This is a genomic window from Bordetella holmesii (assembly GCF_020735985.1).
Taxonomy (GTDB): Bacteria; Pseudomonadota; Gammaproteobacteria; order Burkholderiales; family Burkholderiaceae_B; genus Bordetella; species Bordetella holmesii.
This window is the reverse complement of record NZ_CP085973.1, coordinates 2,804,537-2,824,527: the sequence shown is the minus strand read 5'-3', so window position 1 is coordinate 2,824,527 and position 19,991 is coordinate 2,804,537. Positions and strand designations below refer to the sequence as shown.

General features: G+C 62.8%; 16 protein-coding genes, 1 tRNA gene and 2 pseudogenes. 12 read left to right on the top strand and 7 right to left on the bottom strand.

Going from position 1 to position 19,991, the window contains the following annotated elements; genetic code table 11:
• Positions 1-35 precede the first annotated feature (35 nt).
• From LK440_RS13525 to gloB, 4 genes are all read right to left on the bottom strand, one after another.
• Positions 36-416 carry a hypothetical protein gene (locus LK440_RS13525; RefSeq protein ID WP_227944732.1) on the bottom strand — a complete coding sequence of 127 codons (381 nt, stop codon included), beginning with the start codon at positions 414-416 and terminating at the stop codon, positions 36-38.
• A 114-nt stretch (positions 417-530) separates the two neighbouring features.
• Positions 531-1,316 (bottom strand): enoyl-ACP reductase FabI, encoded by a 786-nt coding sequence (gene fabI, locus LK440_RS13520; RefSeq protein ID WP_005018647.1) that lies wholly within the window; start codon positions 1,314-1,316, stop codon positions 531-533.
• A gap of 58 nt (positions 1,317-1,374) precedes the next feature.
• Positions 1,375-2,787 carry a transglycosylase SLT domain-containing protein gene (locus tag LK440_RS13515; RefSeq protein ID WP_005018648.1) on the bottom strand — a complete coding sequence of 471 codons (1,413 nt, stop codon included), beginning with the start codon at positions 2,785-2,787 and terminating at the stop codon, positions 1,375-1,377.
• 7 nt (positions 2,788-2,794) lie between these two features.
• Positions 2,795-3,604: a hydroxyacylglutathione hydrolase gene (gloB, locus tag LK440_RS13510; protein ID WP_005018649.1), complete on the bottom strand. Its 810-nt coding sequence runs from the start codon at positions 3,602-3,604 to the stop codon at positions 2,795-2,797.
• Positions 3,605-3,621: 17 nt separating this feature from the next.
• Here gloB and LK440_RS13505 point away from each other — a divergent pair, with 17 nt between their 5' ends.
• The 4 genes and pseudogenes from LK440_RS13505 to LK440_RS13490 all read left to right on the top strand — a co-directional run.
• On the top strand, positions 3,622-4,386 hold the full coding sequence (locus tag LK440_RS13505; protein WP_005018650.1) for a class I SAM-dependent methyltransferase: 765 nt from the start codon (positions 3,622-3,624) through the stop codon (positions 4,384-4,386).
• 68 nt (positions 4,387-4,454) lie between these two features.
• Entirely contained in the window at positions 4,455-4,916 is a 462-nt protein-coding gene (rnhA, locus tag LK440_RS13500) for a ribonuclease HI (RefSeq protein ID WP_005018651.1), read from the top strand.
• Between the two features lie 124 nt (positions 4,917-5,040).
• Positions 5,041-6,123 carry an efflux RND transporter periplasmic adaptor subunit gene (locus tag LK440_RS13495; protein WP_005018652.1) on the top strand — a complete coding sequence of 361 codons (1,083 nt, stop codon included), beginning with the start codon at positions 5,041-5,043 and terminating at the stop codon, positions 6,121-6,123.
• A gap of 15 nt (positions 6,124-6,138) precedes the next feature.
• Positions 6,139-6,297 (top strand): annotated as a pseudogene (locus LK440_RS13490) (efflux RND transporter permease subunit); the annotation flags it as partial.
• Position 6,298: 1 nt separating this feature from the next.
• Here LK440_RS13490 and LK440_RS13485 read toward each other — a convergent pair.
• Complete coding sequence (locus LK440_RS13485; protein WP_005011985.1) at positions 6,299-7,519, bottom strand: ISL3 family transposase; 1,221 nt, start codon at positions 7,517-7,519, stop codon at positions 6,299-6,301.
• 74 nt (positions 7,520-7,593) lie between these two features.
• Here LK440_RS13485 and LK440_RS13480 point away from each other — a divergent pair.
• From LK440_RS13480 to LK440_RS13470, 3 genes and pseudogenes are all read left to right on the top strand, one after another.
• Positions 7,594-10,521, top strand: a pseudogene (locus LK440_RS13480) (efflux RND transporter permease subunit); the annotation flags it as partial.
• 7 nt (positions 10,522-10,528) lie between these two features.
• Positions 10,529-11,263, top strand: coding sequence for a DNA polymerase III subunit epsilon (dnaQ, locus tag LK440_RS13475; protein WP_005018655.1), 735 nt, complete (start codon positions 10,529-10,531; stop codon positions 11,261-11,263).
• 49 nt (positions 11,264-11,312) lie between these two features.
• Positions 11,313-11,387 (top strand) — tRNA-Val (locus LK440_RS13470).
• 44 nt (positions 11,388-11,431) lie between these two features.
• On the opposite strand, the gene LK440_RS13465 is transcribed toward LK440_RS13470, so the two are convergent.
• Positions 11,432-12,652 (bottom strand): ISL3 family transposase, encoded by a 1,221-nt coding sequence (locus LK440_RS13465; protein WP_005016668.1) that lies wholly within the window; start codon positions 12,650-12,652, stop codon positions 11,432-11,434.
• A 374-nt stretch (positions 12,653-13,026) separates the two neighbouring features.
• Here LK440_RS13465 and LK440_RS13460 point away from each other — a divergent pair, with 374 nt between their 5' ends.
• Genes LK440_RS13460 through LK440_RS13440 form a run of 5 tightly spaced genes read left to right on the top strand, consistent with a single transcriptional unit; the run spans position 13,027 to position 19,474 of the window.
• Entirely contained in the window at positions 13,027-14,013 is a 987-nt protein-coding gene (locus LK440_RS13460) for an HlyD family secretion protein (protein WP_005018658.1), read from the top strand.
• A gap of 3 nt (positions 14,014-14,016) precedes the next feature.
• A complete protein-coding gene (rbbA, locus tag LK440_RS13455) occupies positions 14,017-16,740 on the top strand; it encodes a ribosome-associated ATPase/putative transporter RbbA (protein ID WP_005020418.1) in 2,724 nt (907 codons plus the stop codon).
• Positions 16,741-17,868 (top strand): ABC transporter permease, encoded by a 1,128-nt coding sequence (locus LK440_RS13450; RefSeq protein WP_005018662.1) that lies wholly within the window; start codon positions 16,741-16,743, stop codon positions 17,866-17,868.
• A 12-nt stretch (positions 17,869-17,880) separates the two neighbouring features.
• Positions 17,881-19,293: an efflux transporter outer membrane subunit gene (locus LK440_RS13445; RefSeq protein WP_005018665.1), complete on the top strand. Its 1,413-nt coding sequence runs from the start codon at positions 17,881-17,883 to the stop codon at positions 19,291-19,293.
• Between the two features lie 4 nt (positions 19,294-19,297).
• Positions 19,298-19,474: a hypothetical protein gene (locus LK440_RS13440; protein ID WP_005018666.1), complete on the top strand. Its 177-nt coding sequence runs from the start codon at positions 19,298-19,300 to the stop codon at positions 19,472-19,474.
• Here LK440_RS13440 and LK440_RS13435 read toward each other — a convergent pair.
• Entirely contained in the window at positions 19,468-19,983 is a 516-nt protein-coding gene (locus LK440_RS13435) for a GNAT family N-acetyltransferase (RefSeq protein WP_025341329.1), read from the bottom strand. The genes LK440_RS13440 and LK440_RS13435 overlap by 7 nt on opposite strands.
• Positions 19,984-19,991: the final 8 nt, after the last annotated feature.

Sequence of the window (19,991 nt, the reverse complement as noted above, 5' to 3'; positions counted from 1 at the left end):
TCCCAAGGGCGCCGCGAGGCGCGATCCAGAAAAGGTCAGGCAGGCAGGATCGGAGGGCGCGCAGGCGGGGCGCGCGGCTCGAACCAGCGAGGGGCAACCAACTGGCTCGAACGCGCGGCCCAGGCAAGCGCAGGCGGCTGTGGGGGGGCTCCCGTGATCGGCGGCAGGGCGCCGAGCAGAGCTTCTTCGAAGGCATCAAGGGCGGAGCACACATCGCAGTTGTGTTGCTCGGTGCCTTGCCCTTCATCGCCCTGGCGCCGCGTGCCGTTGTCGCTGACCTGAGCGGGCAGGTGTGTCAGCGCGTGCAGCACGGTGGCCAGCGGCATGCCGGCCGCGCAGATCATCAACCATGCCAGTGCAAGGAGCGTGCCGCGCGCGGAACGTAAACAGGACAGGGGGCGGGCAGCGGTCGGCATGGGCCGGCAGGGCTTAAAAAAGAAACGTTATATTATTCTATAAATAAAACAGAAAACGCGGCGTGGTCAATAAAAAAAGGCGCACGAGGCGCCTTCGGTTGGGATAGAGGACGATCAGCCTTCCATGCCCGGTACGACCGTCGAGAAGCCCGCGTCGACATGGGTGATTTCACCCGTGACCCCGGCCGCGAGATCGGAGAGCATGAAGGCCGCGACGTTGCCGACGTCTTCGATCGTCACATTGCGGCGCAGGGGCGCATTGGCCTCGACGAACTTCAGGATGGATGAGAAGTCCTTGATGCCGCTGGCGGCCAGCGTCTTGATGGGACCCGCGGAAATGCCGTTGGCGCGAATGCCCAGCGGGCCCAGGGCGGTGGCCAGGTAGCGCACGCTGGCTTCCAGCGACGCCTTGGCCAGGCCCATGGTGTTGTAGTTGGACACCACGCGCTCGGCGCCGAGGTAGGTCAGGGTCAGGACCGATGCCTTGCGGCCTTCCATGAGCGGCAGCGCTGCCTTGGCCATGGCCGGAAAGCTGTAGGCCGAGATGTCGTGGGCGACGCGGAATGCTTCGCGCGATAGCCCCTCGAGGAAGTCCCCGGCGATGGCTTCGCGCGGCGCGAAGCCGATGGAGTGGACCAGCCCGTCCAGGCCGCCCCAGCGTTCTTTGAGCCCGGCGAACGTCGCCTCGATCTGGCTGTCTTCCGCCACATCGCAGGGCAGCACGACGTCGCTGCCGAATTCGGCAGCAAATTCAGTGACACGCTCCTTGAAGCGGTCGCCGACATAGGTGAAAGCCAGTTTGGCGCCTTGTTGATGGCAGGCGCGAGCGATGCCGTAGGCGATGGAGCGGTTCGAGAGCACTCCAGTGACGAGGATGCGCTTGCCAGCGAGAAAGCCCATGATGTTTTCCTTTGGTTGCCTTGCTTGAAGGCCGTTATTTTACGGGCATCCTGCAGGATCAGCCGCGCGTGCCGGTGCCAGGCACACGCAACTGCGAACCGACCTTCAGATTGTTGCCTTTGAGGTTGTTCAGGGCGCGCAGCGCATCGACCGTCGTGCCATAGCGCTTGGCAAGGCTGAACAAGGTGTCGCCAGTGCCAACCTTATGCGTGCGCACATTGGGGCGGGCGCTGGTGGCGCGCGCTGTCGTGGGCAGCGCACGGGCGGCCGATTTGGGCGCTACGGCTTTGTCCAGCGCGCCTACGGGCGTGGACAGCGACGCCAACTGCACGGCTTCGTTGCCGCTGGGTTTGTCGACACCGCCAGCCGCCGGCACCAGCAGTACCTGGCCGACGGCAACCTTCTGCCGTGCGGGCACTTCATTGATCTGGCGCAGGCGCGCTTCCGATACACCGTAGCGTTTGGCGATGGCGGCGTAGTTCTCGCCGCGCCGTGTCGCATAGGTCGACCACGTGCTCAGGTCGCCCTTGTAGTTCTGCAAATTGGCGTTAAAGACCGCCAGCCGGTCGGCGGGCAGCAACAGTGTGGGTTCATGTTCGCCGCGAATGACGGGGCGGTTGAACGAAGGGTTGAGCGCCTTGAACTCGTCGAGTGGCATTTCGGCCAACTTGGCAGCCAGCTCGATATCGATATCGCGGTTTTTCTGTACCGTCACGAAGTACGGCGTGTTGTCCACCTTGGGCAGGGCAACGGCGTACTTGCGCGGATTGGCGATGATGTTTTTGATGGCCTGCAACTTGGGCACGTAGTTGCGCGTTTCGTCCGGCATGGTCAGCGACAGATAGTCGGTGGCCAGCCCTGCGGCTTCATTCTTGGCCATGGCGCGCTGCACCGAGCCTTCGCCCCAGTTATAGGAGGCCAAGGCCAAGTACCAGTCGCCCTGCATCTCGAACAGTTTTTCCAGATAGTCCAGCGCGGCGTAGGTCGATGCGATCGGGTCGCGGCGCTCGTCCCGCCACCAATCCTGCTTCAGGTTGAAATGTTGTCCCGTGGCCGGCACGAACTGCCACAGCCCCGAGGCCTGCGACCGCGAAAGCGCGGTCGGGTTATAGGCGCTCTCGACGAAGGGCAGCAGTGCCAACTCGGTCGGCAGGCCGCGGCGATTGACTTCATCGACAATGAAATACAGATACTTGCCGGCGCGCTCGGCCATGCGCTGCACGGACTCCGGGTGGGCGGCGTAATAGTCCGTCCATTGCTGCGACAGGTCGGTATTGAGATTGGGAATGGCGAAACCGCGGCGGATGCGATCCCAGGCGTCGTGCGGCGGGCTGGTCAGATCCACGGTGCGCGACGTGTCCTTGGCCACATAGCGCGTCGAACTGCCTTCGGCGTTCTGCTTATGTCCGGTGCCGGCACAACCGGCAAGGACTACGAGGAGGACAGGTAGCAGAAGTCGAAGCAGGCTCATCGGTGGTTCACTTGAAGTTGTTCTTCCAGTCTCGCAGAGCGGCAAAGACATCCACGGAGCTGGACAAGGGGCGTCCGGCCCACGCCATGGCGGCTTTGACAACATCTGCCTGTTGGGTACGCAAAAACGGATTGGTGTCCCTTTCCTTGCCTATGCTCGTAGGCAAAGTGGGGCGACCGTCTGCACGCATTTGGCGGGCCTGTTCCTGCCACAGTTGCAGGGCAGGATTGGCTGGTTCAACCGTCGTGGCCCAGCGCAAATTCGCTAGAGTGTACTCGTGAGCGCAGAAAACCTGTGTATCTTCCGGTAAAGTCGCCAATTTCCTCAGCGAAGCGTGCATCTGCTCGGGGGTGCCTTCGAACAGCCGTCCACAGCCGGCGGCAAACAGGGTGTCGCCACAGAACAGCAGAGGCTGTTTGCCGGCATGGCCCACGTAGGCGATATGGCCTGCGGTGTGACCCGGCACATCCAGCACAGTCAGGGAAATCCCTAGCTCCGGGATGTCCACCAGATCCCCTTCCTGCATGCGGAAATCACAATGGGGTAGTGATTCACGCGCCGGGCCGTAGACGGGGACCGGACCTTGGGCGAGCAGTTGCAAAACGCCGCCGACGTGATCGGCGTGGTGATGCGTGAGTAGAATGGCGCGCAGCCGCAGTCCGTGGCGGTCGAGAAACGCTTGCACGGGCGGGGCCTGACCGGGGTCGACCACGACGGCACAGCCGTCGTGGACCACCGCCCATATATAGTTGTCGGTGAAGGCCTCGATGGGCACGACCAGGCCGGCTTGGCCCGCGGTAAGAGTTTGGGCTGGCATCGTATGAGGAGGGCGAAATGGCGGAAATGACAGCGCCGATTGTAGAACTGGCTGAGTGGTTTCAGACGCCGCCAGGCAAATATGTCCTGGAATGGGAGCGCGCCCGCTTCGATGAAGAGGTGGCCGACGTGTTTGGCTTCTACGCCTGGCAAATGGGGTTGAGCTCGCCCGATCTGCTGCTGAGCAACCGCATGCCCTTCAAGGGTTGGATCGGGGCCGAGACGCTCGACGGCGAGGTCAACTGGCAAGCCCGGATCCTGGCGCAACCGGAATTGCTGCCTTTCGAATCTCAAAGCGTGGACCTGTTGCTGCTGCCTCATGTGCTGGAGTGCGCCGAGGCACCCCACCTGGTGCTACGCGAAGTCGAACGTGTATTGATGCCCGAAGGGCGGGTGGTGATTTCCGGCTTTAACCCCTGGAGCCTATGGGGGGTGCGCAACGCCTTGCCCGGCATGGAGCCCTGGCTGCCCGTGCCTTTGAAATCCCAGGTTTCGCTGCCACGGTTACGCGACTGGCTCAAGCTGCTTTCGTTTGACGTCGATCGAGGGCGGCATGGGCGATTCGCGCCCGCTTGCCGCAGCGAGCAGTGGCTGCAGCGCTGGCACTTCCTCGAGGCGATGGGCGAGCGTTGGTGGCGCCTGGGCGGCGCGGTCTATGTCGTGTCGGCCGTCAAACGTGTCGGCGGCATGCGCCTGATTGGCCCGGCCTGGAAGAAAAAAACCAAGGCGGCCTCGGCGGCTCAGGTCGTGGTCAACCGCCAGGCCCCCGATGGCGGAGGCTAGGCGCCGGGTGCGCTGCACGCTCGGCCAAAATCCAGTATCTTCTTTGCCCTGTTTTCTGATGGAATGCTATGTCGACGCCAGCCGCACCTGCCGATCTTGTTGAAATGTGGACCGATGGGGCCTGCAAAGGCAATCCGGGCCCGGGGGGCTGGGGCGTTCTCATGCGCAGTGGCGGCCACGAGAAAACCTTTTTCGGGGGCGATGCCAATACGACCAATAATCGTATGGAAATTCTCGCCGTCGTCGAAGGGCTGCGGGCACTCAAGCGGCCGTGCACGGTCGTCGTCCATACCGATTCGCAGTACGTCATGAAGGGCATGACGGAGTGGCTGCCCAACTGGAAGCGGCGCGGCTGGCTTACCGCGGACAAAAAACCGGTCAAGAATGTCGAGCTCTGGCAGGACCTGGATGCGCAGGTGGCCCGTCATAGCGTCAGTTGGCGCTGGGTACGCGGCCACAATGGCGATCCGGGCAACGAAATGGCCGATATGCTGGCCAATCAGGGGGTGGCCAGCGTGGGCAGACGCTAGAGCCAGGGGAAACCCCCTAGGGAATCGGCCGCCGGGCCTGTGCCAGGATGTAAGCCCGGATGCTACAGTGCCATGCTCCCACTCCATGCCGGCGGGTTTCCATGCTGGCGCTTCACATCCCAGCATGAAAAAAGCAGCATTGCTCGCCACGCTCGTGGTTGGTCTGGCCGCTGGAGCGGCCGCGGGTGTCTATCTGCCCCGTTGGTTGGCCTCATCTGCCAGCCCGCCAGCCAAAACGGCCGCCGTACCGGCTGCGCCTAACGCCACGCGCGTTGAGGTCGCCTACGTCCAAGAACAGCCTTTTGCCCGAGGCCTGTCCGCCGTAGGTAGTCTGCGCTCGGACGAGGCGGTCGTGCTGCGCCCGGAAGTGGCTGGGCGAATCCAGAAGATCGACTTCAAAGAAGGTGAGTCCGTCGCGGGCAACCAGGTTCTGATCCGGCTGGATGATTCAGTACCCGCCGCTGAGCTGCAACAGGCGCGCGCCAATCTGGCGCTGGCCGAGAGCCAGTATCGCCGCGCCGTCGACCTGTATGGCCGCGGCTTTGTCAGCCAGCAGGCGCGCGACGAGTCGGCCAGCACGTTGAAGATCCAGCAGGCTGCCGTAGCGCTTGCGCAGGCCAAACTCGACAAGATGACCATACGCGCGCCCTTCGCAGGCATGGTCGGCCTGCGCAATGTCTCGGTAGGCGATTACGTCAACCAGGGCCAGGATCTGGCGCCGCTGGAGGCCATCGATCCCTTGAAAGTGGATTTCCGCGTGCCGGAGATGTACTTGAGCAAGGTCAAGGCAGGTCAGACGCTGGGGGTGCGGCTCGATGCGTTGCCGGGGCAGGAACGCAGTGGCCAGGTCTATGCCGTGAGCCCGCTGGTCGACGCCGGTGGACGATCCATTCTCTTGCGTGCCACGGTGCCCAATACCGATCATGTGTTGCGCCCGGGCATGTTTGCGCGCGTGCAATTGCAGTTTGGCCAGGATCGCGCTCTGGCCGTGCCCGAAACGGCGCTGGCGCCGGTGGGCCAGAGCCAATATGTCTATCGTGTGCGCGAGGGCCGGGCCGAAAAGATCGAGGTCGGCGTGGGCGAGCGCCGCGAAGGGCGGGCGGAAATTCTGACTGGCCTGGCCGCTGGCGACCAGGTCGTCATTGCCGGGTTACAGCGCCTGACCGACGGCGCGCCGGTGTCCATCGTCAATAGCGCGGCCAAGTAAGCCAGGAGGCCAGCCATGGTCATATCCGAAATCTGTATCCGCAGGCCGGTGTTTGCCTCGGTGCTGTCGCTGATCATCATCCTGGTCGGCCTGATCTCTTATTCGCGGTTGACGGTGCGCGAGTATCCCAAGATCGACGAGCCCATCGTTTCGGTGGATACCACTTATAAAGGGTTCATCGAGGAATACCGGGGAATGCAGACCGGATCTTGAGGAAGAAGTACTCCTGATCGCGGTAGCCGTAGGCGCGGCGCTTGATGACTTTGATGGTGTTGTTGATGCCCTCGACGATGCTGGTGTTGAGCCGGTGGCGACAGCGAGACAGAATCCCGTGCAGATAGGCTTTTAGCTTGAGCGCGAAGTGAGCCAAGGCGGCGATGCCGCTGCCCTGAGCCTGTTGCAGCCAGTGATCCCATGCCTGGCGGGCGTAGCCGGGGTGTTGGTAGAACCACAGCTGTTTGAGCTCATCGCGCATCAGATAAGCGGTGAGCAAGGGCTGGTTGGCCTGGAGCAACTCGTCCAACTTTACCGATTGGCACGGATCGAGGTTTTTGCGATTGCGCAGCAGTAGCCAGCGACTGGACTTGATCACCCGGCGGGCCGGCTTGTCGTGCCGCAACTGGTTCGCTTGGTCTACACGCACCCGGTCTATCACTTCACGGCCGTACTTGGCCACGACGTGGAACAGGTCGTAGACGATCTCGGCGTTGGGGCAGTTGGCCTGGATCTCCAGCTCATAGGCCGTCGTCATGTCGATCGCTACGGCCCGGATCTGCTGGGCAACCCCAGTTGGCAGTTGTTCGAAGAAGGCTCTGGCCGTCTCGCGCGAGCGGCCATCACCGATCCATAGCACCTGACGGCGGATCGGATCGACAACGACCGTGGCATAACGATGGCCCTTGTGTAGAGCGAACTCGTCCATCGCTAGGTAGTGGATCTGGCTCCAGTCCGGCTCTTGGATCGCCCGTCGCAGCAGGGCCTTGTCCAGCGCCTTGACCGTGTGCCAACCCAGTTGGAAGAAGCGCGCCACGGCCAGAATGTTGCTGGACTCAAGCAACTGGCTGACCGCCTCGGCCAGCCGGTCGGTCACTCGCTGGTAACGGCCCAGCCAGCTCAGCCTCTCCAGATGCGGTCCACCGCACTGCTCGCACCAGACCCGCCGACGCGGCACTACCAGCGTCACTCGCAGCGCCATTAGCGGCAGATCCCGCACCCGGCGCGTGGTCGTCTCATGCACCTGCCGACATCGGTTGCCGCAGTGCTCGCAGTGCATCGTTCGCGCTGAAGGCTTCAGGTAAATCGTGACCGTCCGGCTCTCACCTTCAGGCCACACGACCCGCTCCACCCGATAACCTTCCCACCCACCCAACCTCTCGATCGTCTTGCGGTCCAGCATGATCCCGGCCTTGATCCTTGAAAAATCAAGGATCAAGCGTAACGGCAATCAAGCACGGCTCCACGCTATTCCGCGATGAACCTTATAAAGGCGCCTCGCCCGAGGTGATCGAATCCCAGGTGACCAAGCCGCTGGAGAACCAGTTGGCTGGCATCGAGGGGGTGGACGTGATGACCTCGCGCAGCCGCTCCGAGCGCAGCCTCATCAACATCAAGTTCAACCTTTCACGCAGCCCTGATGCGGCCGCCGCCGAGGTCCGCGACAAGGTCTCGCGCGCGCGGCGCTTTCTTCCCGACGAGATTGATGAACCCATCATCGGCAAGGTCGAGGCGGACTCTCAACCCATTATCTACATCGCGGTCGAGTCCGGACATTACTCGGCCATCCAGACTTCCGACTATATCAACCGCTATATCAAGACGCGCCTGTCGGTGCTGCCCGGCGCCGCCGAGGTGAGAGTGTTCGGCGAGCGGCTGCCATCGATGCGTATCTATGTCGACCGCGACAAACTGGCGGGCTACAACCTCACCGTTCTGGACGTCGAGGCGGCGCTGCGCAGCCAGAACGTCGAGATCCCGGCGGGGCGGATCGAATCGCGGGCCCGCGAGTTTTCGGTGGTCTCGTCGACCGACCTGCAGACCATTCCGCAGTTCGAGAACATCATCATTGCCAATGTCAAAGGCTATCCGGTTCGCCTGCGCGATGTTGCCCGGGTTCAAATCGACGCGGCCAATGACCGGGTGCTCTCCCGCTTCAATGGCAAAAGCGCCCTCAACATCGGTATCACCCGGCAGTCCACGGCCAACCCGCTGGAGCTATCCGCGGCCGCCCGCCAGGAAGTCGAACGCCTGAACGAAAGCCTGCCCGCGGGCATGAAGTTGAATATTTCGTACGACACCTCGGTCTTCATCGAGCGCTCCATCGATTCGGTTTATCACACCATCGTCGAAGCCATCGTCCTGGTGGTGCTGGTGATCTTTTTTTTCCTGCGCAACCTGCGTGCCAGCCTGGTGCCCATCGTCACCATCCCGGTCTCTCTGATCGGGGCCTGCGCCATCATGTATATGTTTGGCTTTTCCATCAATACGCTGACCTTGCTGGCCATGGTGCTGGCCATCGGGCTGGTGGTCGACGACGCCATCGTCGTGCTGGAGAATATTTTCCGGCACATCGAAAATGGCGTGCCGCGCCGGCAGGCGGCCATTCAAGGGTCGCGCGAGATCGGCTTTGCGGTCGTGGCCATGACCATGACGCTGGTCACGGTGTATGCGCCGCTGGCCTTTGCCACGGGGCGCACCGGCCGCCTGTTCATCGAGTTTGCGCTGACACTGGCCGCGACCGTGCTCGTTTCAGGCGTAGTGGCGCTCACCCTCACGCCGATGATGTGCTCGCTGCTGCTGCGCCATCAAACCCGGCATAACCGCGCCTACAACCTGATCGAGGGCTGGCTGGAGGCGCTCAGCCGCGGATACCGGCGCTCGCTTGGCTGGTCGCTGGCGCATCGGGGGGTCGTGATTGTCGTGGGCCTGGCGGTCGCGGCAGCCAGCGGTGTGCTCTTTAAGGTTGTCAAAAGCGAGCTCACCCCTATCGAGGACCGGGGCGTCATCTTCGGCATCGTGTCCTCTCCCGAGGGCGCGACCTTGGGCTACACGCTGGAGAACATGCTGGCGATAGAAAAGTTCTACGAGTCCATTCCCGAGACAAGTGTCAGCCAGACGACCGTGGGTTTTCCTACCGTGACCGACGGCACGGCGATCCTGCGCCTCAAACCCTGGGAAGACCGCGCCCGGCGGCAGCAGGAGATCACGCGCGAGTTGCAGCCCAAGTTCTCGGCACTGCCGGGCGTGCGCGCCTTCCCGACCAACCCGCCTTCGCTAGGCCAGTCGTCGCGTTCCAAGCCGGTGGAGTTCATCATCATGAGCCAGGCGCCGTACCCGGAACTGGCCAAGCTGGTCGGCGTATTCCTGAATGCACTGCGTGACTATCCCGGCCTGCAGAACCTCGACACGGACCTGCGCCTGAATACCCCCGAGCTGCGAGTGCACGTGGATCGGGACAAGATGTCCGACGTCGGTGCCAGCGTCGACGTCGTCGGCCGCACCCTGGAGTCCATGCTGGGCGGCCGGCAAGTCACCCGCTACAAGGACGAGGGCGAACAATACGATGTGATCGTGCAGGTCACGCCGCGTGACCGCGCCACGCCGACGGACATCTCTGGCATCTATGTACGGGCCCGGGACGGCAGCATGGTGCAACTCGATAACCTCCTGGCCGTGCGCGAGGGCGTCTCGCCCCAATCGCTCAACCACTTCAATCGGTTGCGCGCCGTCAAGGTGGATGCCTCGGTGGCTCCGGGATACGCATTGGGCTAAGTGCTGGATCATATGCACGAGGTGGCGCGCGAGGTATTGCCGCATACCGTCGTCACGGACCTGGATGGCCAATCGCGGGAGTTCCGCGACTCGTCGGGCAGCATCTATCTGGTGTTTGCCATGGCGCTGGCCTTCATCTATCTGGTGCTGGCGGCCCAGTTCGAGAGCTGGCGCAATCCGTTCATCATCATGCTGTCGGTGCCGCTGTCCATGACCGGCGCCCTGCTTGCCTTGTGGTTGACCGGTGGCACGCTGTCGATCTACAGCCAGATCGGCCTGATCACCCTGGTCGGGCTGATCACCAAGCACGGCATCCTCATCGTGGAGTTCGCCAATCAATTGCGCGAAGAGGGCCATGACGTCATGCATGCGGTGGTTCAAGCCAGCGTGTTGCGTCTGCGGCCCATCCTGATGACGACGGGTGCCATGGTATTGGGCACGGTTCCGCTGGCACTGGCAAACGGGGCCGGGGCCGAATCGCGGCAACAGATTGGATGGGTACTGGTCGGCGGCCTTAGCCTGGGTACACTATTGACCTTGTTCGTGGTTCCGGTGGCGTACTCCCTCATCGTTTCCACGCGGCCTGCCCTTCGGGGCAAGGCCGCCGAATCCACACCCGTTTCAGAGTAGTCCGCCCATGCGTCAGATCATTTTCGATACCGAAACCACCGGCCTGGATCCCGCCCAGGGTCACCGCATCGTGGAAATTGGCTGCGTCGAGATCGTCAATCGCGGGGTGACCGGGCGCAACCTGCACATCTACCTCAATCCGGACCGCGGCAGCGATCCCGAAGCGTTGGCCGTGCACGGTTTGACGACCGAGTTCCTCTCCGATAAGCCACGTTTTGGCGAGGTGGCCGCTCAATTTCTCGCCTTCATCGATGGCGCGGAACTCATCGCGCACAACGCCGGGTTCGACGTGAAATTCTTCAACGCCGAACTGCAGAAGGCCGGACTCAAGACCCTGGACAACTATTGCGGCAGCGTGGTGGATTCGCTGGCACATGCGCGCACGCTCTATCCCGGCAAGCGCAATTCGCTCGACGCCTTGTGCGACCGCTACGGCATCTCCAACGCGCACCGCACTCTGCACGGCGCCTTGCTGGACTCGCAGTTGTTGGCCGAGGTCTGGCTGGCCATGACACGCGGCCAGGACGCCTTGCTGATCGACGTCGATGATGCTCAGGGCGGCGGTGGGTCCCAGGTCGAACTCAGCCGCTTCGATGCCTCCGTGCTACCCGTCATCGCCGCCTCTGCAGAGGATCTTGCCGCGCACGAAGCCTATCTCGCGGCCCTGGACAAATCTGTCGGCGCAGCCTGCCTTTGGCGCACGCTCGACGAGGCTTCGGGCGCGCCCGCTCAGGCTGCTTGAGTCTCTTTGTGCGAGCTTAAAAAAACGTGCTAGAATCTCGCTTCTTTCAGGGTGGTTAGCTCAGTGGTAGAGCACTGCCTTCACACGGCAGGGGTCACAAGTTCGAAACTTGTACCACCCACCAAACACCTGAAAAAGCCCGCTCTTGGCAGCGGGCTTTTTCTTGGTTCATCGAGGAATACCGGGGAATGCAGACCGGATCTTGAGGAAGAAGTACTCCTGATCGCGGTAGCCGTAGGCGCGGCGCTTGATGACTTTGATGGTGTTGTTGATGCCCTCGACGATGCTGGTGTTGAGCCGGTGGCGACAGCGAGACAGAATCCCGTGCAGATAGGCTTTTAGCTTGAGCGCGAAGTGAGCCAAGGCGGCGATGCCGCTGCCCTGAGCCTGTTGCAGCCAGTGATCCCATGCCTGGCGGGCGTAGCCGGGGTGTTGGTAGAACCACAGCTGTTTGAGCTCATCGCGCATCAGATAAGCGGTGAGCAAGGGCTGGTTGGCCTGGAGCAACTCGTCCAACTTTACCGATTGGCACGGATCGAGGTTTTTGCGATTGCGCAGCAGTAGCCAGCGACTGGACTTGATCACCCGGCGGGCCGGCTTGTCGTGCCGCAACTGGTTCGCTTGGTCTACACGCACCCGGTCTATCACTTCACGGCCGTACTTGGCCACGACGTGGAACAGGTCGTAGACGATCTCGGCGTTGGGGCAGTTGGCCTGGATCTCCAGCTCATAGGCCGTCGTCATGTCGATCGCTACGGCCCGGATCTGCTGGGCAACTCCTGTTGGCAGTTGTTCGAAGAAGGCTCTGGCCGTCTCGCGCGAGCGGCCATCACCGATCCATAGCACCTGACGGCGGATCGGATCGACAACGACCGTGGCATAACGATGGCCCTTGTGTAGAGCGAACTCGTCCATCGCTAGGTAGTGGATCTGGCTCCAGTCCGGCTCTTGGATCGCCCGTCGCAGCAGGGCCTTGTCCAGCGCCTTGACCGTGTGCCAACCCAGTTGGAAGAAGCGCGCCACGGCCAGAATGTTGCTGGACTCAAGCAACTGGCTGACCGCCTCGGCCAGCCGGTCGGTCACTCGCTGGTAACGGCCCAGCCAGCTCAGCCTCTCCAGATGCGGTCCACCGCACTGCTCGCACCAGACCCGCCGACGCGGCACTACCAGCGTCACTCGCAGCGCCATTAGCGGCAGATCCCGCACCCGGCGCGTGGTCGTCTCATGCACCTGCCGACATCGGTTGCCGCAGTGCTCGCAGTGCATCGTTCGCGCTGAAGGCTTCAGGTAAATCGTGACCGTCCGGCTCTCACCTTCAGGCCACACGACCCACTCCACCCGATAACCTTCCCACCCACCCAACCTCTCGATCGTCTTGCGGTCCAGCATGATCCCGGCCTTGATCCTTGAAAAATCAAGGATCAAGCGTAACGGCAATCAAGCACGGCTCCACGCTATTCCGCGATGAACCTTTTTCTTTTGGTTTTCTCCTTTGCGTTACCTAGCCGATGGCGCCATTTTTGCGTTGGACGTTGGGGTTTGCCGCCGCTTCGTGTATGGTCCTATCAGCCTGCCTGAGCGTTTAGCAGGGCTTGATCTGACGCAAGACCGGCTGCCGTGACGCAAACCGCGCGCAGGAGCCGGCAGATAATATGGCGCTGCCTGGCGCTTGAGCGGTCCGGCTCGCAAACGTTGCGCACTTGCGCGACGCTGCCTGCGGCACGGTCTTGCGCCCGGCATCCACTGTCTGTCGTGGAGATCGGATGAAAAAGTCGCTGGTTTGGGGATCGGTGGCCGTGCTGCTTGTGCTGGCCGCTGCGGGAGCGGTCTGGGTCAACCAGTATCGCGGTCAGGATATGCCGGACACTATCGGCAGTGCCAATGGCCGGCTCGAGGTCGGCCGCATCGACATCGCTACGAAGTACGCGGGACGGCTGCGCGAACTCTCCGTCAGCGAAGGCGACGAGGTGGCCGTCGATCAGATCCTGGCACGGCTGGATACCACCGAAATGCGCACGCAATTGGCAGGCGCGCAGGCCGCGCAGGGGCGGGCGCAGCAGGCGGTGGCGCGTGCGCGAGCCGAAACCGGTGCGCGCCAGGTACGCGAAAAACTGGCTCGTATCGAACTGCAGCAGACGCAGGGCTTGCGCAGCGATGACTTGGTCTCGAAGATCGAGTTGCAACGCCGCCAACTGTCCTTGCAAGGCGAGAGCGCCGGCCTGGCGGCGGCGGACGCGGCTGTCGGCGAGGCCATGGCCGCGGGGCTCGAGGCCCAGGCGCAGATCGCCCGTATCCAGAGCGTCATCGACGATATGGATCTTCGCGCACCTGTTGCCGGCCGCATCGAGTACCGCGTCGTTGAAGTCGGAGCGGTGCTGCCTGCGGGCGGGCGAGTGCTCACGCTGCTCAATACCGCAGATATCTACATGACCGTTTTCTGGCCCGCGCGAGTCGCCGGCCATCTGCGGATTGGTCAGGATGCCCGGCTCGTGCTCGATGGGGTGCCCGCGGCGGTGATTCCCGCCAAAGTGGGTTTCGTGGCCTCGGAGGCGCAATTCACGCCGAAGTACGTCGAGACCGTCAGCGAGCGCGACAAGCTCATGTACCGCGTCAAGCTGCAAGTGCCACCGGACGTTGCCAGGCGCTATGCCTCGCTGCTTAAAGCGGGAATGACGGGCAATGCCTACGTCAACCTGCAGGCCGATGCTGCCTGGCCCGCGGAGTTGGACGTCGCGTTGCCCGGAGACTGACCGATGGATGACGCCATCGTCCTGGAGGATGTGTCGCATCGCTATGGCCAGGTGTGGGCGCTGCGCGAGGTGTCGTTGACGTTGCCGGCAGGCAAGACCATCGGGCTGATCGGCCCGGATGGCGTGGGCAAGTCGACGCTGCTGTCCCTGATTGCCGGCGTCAAACGGCTGCAGACGGGTCGGATACGGGTGTTGGGCGGAGATATTGCTCGCCCGGCCTTTCGTAACGAGTTGGCCGGCCGTCTGGCGTTCATGCCGCAAGGTCTGGGACGTAATCTTTATCCCACCCTGTCGGTCTATGAGAACGTGGATTTCTTCGCGCGGCTCTATGGCCTGGATGCGCTGGCACGTAAACGCCGCATCGAGCGCCTGTTGCACGCCACCGCGTTGGCTCCCTTTCCTGACCGGCCCGCCGGAAAACTCTCCGGCGGCATGAAGCAGAAGCTGAGTCTGTGTTGTGCGCTGGTCCACAACCCTGAGCTGCTCATCCTGGACGAGCCCACCACGGGGGTAGATCCCCTGTCGCGGCGCCAATTCTGGGCGTTGGTCGACACGTTGCGCGGCGAATTGCCGGGCATGACGGTGGTCGTGGCCACGGCCTACATGGAAGAGGCGCAGCGATTCGACCACCTGGTGGCGATGGACGCCGGCAACGTGCTGGTCTGCGACGCTACCGCCGCCGTCATGCAGCGCGCGCAGGCGCAGACGCTGGAGCAGGCCTACATCAGTTTCCTGCCGCCGCAGCGGCGTGGCGAGCAGAAACCGCTGGACATCACGCCCTTTGAGCCACAGCCGGGGCCTGCCGCCATCGAGGCGGTGGATTTGACGCGGAAATTTGGCAGTTTCGTGGCAGTCGATCACGTCAGTTTCAAGATCGAGCGCGGCGAGATCTTCGGCTTTCTGGGCTCGAACGGGTGTGGCAAGACGACGACCATGAAAATGCTCACCGGCTTGCTGGATGTCTCCAGTGGCACGGCGCGTTTGCTTGGCCAGCCAGGCGATGCCAGTGACATGGCCACCCGCATGAAGGTCGGCTACATGTCTCAATCGTTCTCGCTCTATGAAGAGCTCACGGTAAAGAAGAATCTGTTGCTCCACGCGCATCTCTACCGCATGGAGGGCGCTCAGGCGCGGCAGGCGGTCGAACGTGCGCTGGACGCTTTCGAGCTGCTGGACGTCGCCGACAGTCATCCCGTGAGCCTGCCGTTGGGGATACGCCAGCGTCTGCAATTGGCCGCAGCCTGCCTGCACGGGCCCGAGGTGCTGATTCTGGATGAGCCGACTTCCGGCGTGGATCCTGCCGCACGCGATATGTTCTGGCGCCATCTGTTGCGTCTGTCGCGTCAGGATCGTGTAACGATCTTCGTGTCCACGCACTTCATGAATGAAGCGCAACGTTGCGACCGGATTTCCTTCATGCACCGCGGGCGTGTGTTGGCTGTCGGAACACCCGCCGAGCTTACCGCCAGCGAGCATGCGGCCTCTCTGGAGGATGCATTTGTCGCCTATCTCGAGCACGCCGATCCGCAACAGACCCTGGAGACGGCCAGCGCGCCCCACGCCGATCTGGCCGGCAGCGCGCCGGGCGTGCCAGCCGGCCCGTTGGCCTGGTGGCGGCGCACCTGGGCCTTCGCGCAGCGCGAAGCACTGGAATTGCGCCGTGATCGCATGCGGTTGGCGTTCGCGCTTCTTGGCCCCATCGTATTGCTGTGCATCGCTGCCTGGAGCGTGTCCTTTGACGTCGAGAACGTCCGGTATGCCGCGCTTGACCGCGACCAAAGCATCGAGAGCCGCCGGTTGCTGGAACACTTTTCCGGGTCGCGCTATTTTCGGTCGCAGACACCGCTGTCAAACGATGCTCAGATCACCCAGCGGCTCACCGATGCATCGGTCAAACTGGTCATCGACATTCCGCCGGGTTATGGGCGCGAACTTTTGGCCGGCAACAAACCGCGCATTGGTTTCTACATTGACGGCGCCCAGCCATTCACCGCCGAGAATGTGCGCGGTTACGTGACGGGAATCATGCTGGAATATAACGCCAGCCTGATGGCGGCCCGTCCGCAGGGGGCGGTCTCGCTGCCGGCACGCGTCGATCCGCGTTTCATGTTCAATCAGGAATTTCGCAGCATCTACGCCATCACGCCCGGCATCTTGATGTTGGCGTTGATTCTCATCCCGACCATGCTGACCGCATTGGGTGTGGTGCGCGAAAAGGAGATGGGCTCCATTACCAATTTGTATGCCTCGCCGGCCACGGTTGGTCAGTACCTGCTGGGCAAGCAGATGCCCTATGTGGTGTTGGCGATGATGAGTTATCTCAGCCTGGTGTTTTTGTGCATCGTACTGCTGCGGGTGCCGTTACGAGGGTCGTTTCTCAGTTTGTCGCTCGGTGCGCTGCTCTTTGTGCTTGCCGCCACGGCGCTGGGGCTGCTGATGTCCACGTTCGTGCGATCCCAGGTAGCCGCGATTTTCGGCACGGCCATTCTCTGCCTGATTCCTTCCGTCAATTTCTCGGGGCTGCTGTACCCGGTGTCGACGCTGACTGGCAGCAGTTACTGGGTGGGGGTGGGCTTTCCGTCTTCGTGGTTTCAGCTCATCAGTCTGGGCGGCTTTACCAAGGGCCTGGGTTGGCACAGTTTCTTGTCGATGTACGCTGCCCTGGCCGCGTTCGCGCTGCTCTATATCGGAGCAGCTCGCCTTTTGTTGCGCAAACAGGAGGCTTGAATGCGGCAATGGCTACGCAATGTGATGCGGTTGTGCGGCAAGGAATTCCACAGCCTGGCCAGCGACTACACCTTGCTGCTACTGATCGTGTTCGCTTTCTCCGCCGCGATCTATTCGGTTGCCAATGGCGTCAAGGCCGAGGTGGCCAACGCCTCGGTCGCCGTGCTCGACAATGATCGGTCCAACTTGTCTTATCGGCTGCGTGATGCCATCCTGCCTCCGTATTTCAAACCACCCGAGGCGATCAGCCGCGATGAGGTCGACGCTGCTCTGAACCGCGGGCGATATATCTTCGTGCTGGAAATTCCGCCCAATTTCGAGCGCGACGTGCTGGCGCGGCGCCAGCCCTCGGTGCAGATATTGGTCGACGCCACGGCCATGACCCAGGCCGGCCTGGGCGTGACTTATCTCAATGAAATCATCGCGCGCGAAGTTCTGGGCTTTCTCCATGCCCAGGGGATCGAGGCGCAGTTGCCCGTCGTGCCGGTCACGCGGCAACTGTTCAACCCGAATGCACAATCGCCCTGGTACACGGCTGTCATGCAGATCGTGACCAACGTCACCGTGCTGGCCATCATCCTGGTCGGTGCAGCCGTCATCCGCGAGCGCGAGCACGGCACGATCGAACACCTGCTGGTCATGCCCGTGCGCGCCAGCGAGATCGCGATGGCAAAGATCCTCTCCAATGGCCTGGTGATTCTCGTGGCAGCCATGCTGTCCTTGCGCTGGGTCGTTCAGGCGGGCCTGGGCATCCCGCTGCACGGCTCCGAGTGGCTGTTCATGGCAGGCCTGGCGATCTACCTGTTTTCGGTGACGGCACTGGGGATGTATTTGGCTACCCTGGCGCCGACGATGCCGCAGTTCGGCCTTCTGGCCGTGCCCGTTTATGTCGTGGCCTACCTGCTGTCGGGCGCGGCCACGCCGGTCGAAAGTATGCCCTCGGTCATGCAAAGCCTGGTGCCTATCCTGCCCACCACGCAATTCGTTATGTTGACCCAGGCGGTTCTGTATCGGGGCGCCGGTTTCGCTATTGTCTGGCCGCAATTTCTGGCCATTGCTGTGTGTGGAGGAATCTTCCTCGGATTGGCGCTGCGCCGGTTTCGCTCGATGCTGGCACGGCAGGGATGACTGATGACTTCGATGCCACGACTCCTACCCTTTCTTTTGCCGGCGCTACTCGCGGCTTGCGCCGTGCGTGTCGAGGCGCCGCCGCAACGGGTGTTGCCCGGACACTTCGATCAGGTGCCCGCGCAGGGCGCCGCAGACGTTCGCCTGAGCGCCTGGTGGCTGGGCTGGAACGATCCGGTCATGACGGGCCTGATCGAGCAAGGCCTTGCCAACAGTAATGACCTCAAGGCCGCCGAAGCCAGCCTGCGCGAGGCACGTGCGCTGGCGGTGGTGGTGGACTCGGCGCTCTACCCCAATCTTGGCGCGCACGCCGGCGGCCAGCGGGGCAAGGCCGAGCTTCGGCAACCGCATGGTTTGCCGCGTGACACGGCGATGGTGACCGATTACCTGGCTGGCGTGGCGGCAGTCTGGGAGGTCGACATTTTTGGGGGCCGGCGCAGCGATGCCGCTGCCGCCAGCGAAGCGGCTGCGGCCATGCAGCAGCGGCTCTATGGTGTGCGCATGCTGGTGGCCGCCGATATTGCCGAGGCCTATCTGCAGGAGCGTGGGCTGCAGGCCCGGCTGCGGGTGCTACAGGCCAGCATCGACGCCAGCGACAAGTTGCTGCGCTATGCCAGAGGGCGGTTTGGCGCCGGGCAGGTGACACGCTATGACGTGGATCGGGCTCAAGCCCAAGCCGAAAACATCCGCGCGCAGCAGCCGCTGCTGGTCAGCCAGTTCGACGTGCGGCTGCGTCGGTTGGCGGTGCTCACGGGGCAGCCGGCGCAGGCGCTGCGAACCTTGCCAGAACAGCCCCCGACGGTTGCCGTGCCCGATGCGCCGGGTGGCATTGTGCCGTCGGAAGTCTTGGCACGACGCCCGGATGTACGCGCACACGCTCACGAAGTCAGCGCCTATGCCGCCCGCCTGGGCAGTGCCCGGGCGGAATGGTTTCCGCGCTTTTCGTTGAGTTTCTTGCTGCGTGATGGACGACTGGATGTGGCCGGCCTGCCTGCTCTCCAAGGAAGCGCGGGGCTCTTCGGTGTTGGCGTGACCCTGCCTATTTTCACGGCTGGCCGGATTGCGGCCAATGTCGAGGCCGCCGATGCTCGGTTGCAAGCGGCCTTGGCGCGCTACGATCAGAGTATCCTGGACGCGCTGCAGGACGTCGATAATGCCTATGGCATGCGGCGCGGGCTGGATGAGCGCGAGCAGTTGCTCTTGCAGGCCGCTGGTACCGCACGGCGCAACGCCACGCAGGCGGGGCGGCTGTACGACGCCGGCCGACAGACATTGCAGGAGGTGCTGGAAGCCCAGTTGGACTCCCTGCACCGAGACGACGAATTGGCGCAGGTGCGCACCGCCCGTGCCCAGGTCACGGTCAAGCTGTATCAGGCCCTGGGCGGAGGCTGGAACGACACCGACACACCCCGATCAGGAGAATGAACCGATGCATCCGAATACCAACACCATGCTCATCATCGTGTGCCTGGCCGTGGCGCTCATGCTGCTGGGGTTTGGATTGCGTGACCGCAATCTGGGTCTGGGTTTGATGGGGTTGGGCTTGATCGTGGCGTTGCTGACCATACTCTACAAGGCCTATATCACCTTCAGTTCTTTTTACTGAGCAGGCAACGCGCGGCTCATGTAAACCGCGCCTGTGCCGTAGCCGGCCAGTTTGCGCGCCAGATCAGCCGAAGACGTCGCGGCGGCATACCCTTGTTTTTCCCAGTAGGTCACAGCCGACGCCAGCGATACCAGACTGGCGCGTGTGAGGCCGGCCTGTGCGGCCGAGCGGGCACTGTCGCGCAGCATCATGCGAGCGACCCCTTTGCCTTGTGCCCAGCGAGCGACGGCACAATCGTGCACGAACCAACAGTCCGCGCGAACGGGCAGCGCGTCCAGCGGCAGATCCAGCGCAGGCGGCAAACCCGAGTCCCAGGGGTAGGCAATCAGATAGCCGGCCAGCCGCTGCGCGTTCATGACGACGCGGCACGTTGCCGCGGCCAGCGCAATGCGATTCATGAAAAAGGCAGCGCTTTCGTGAAGCTCGGCAGGGTAAAGCTCGGCCTGTAGACGAAGAATCAGGGGCAGATCGCTGGCGCTCAACGCGCGGCAAATAAGAGTGGAAGACATAAACATCA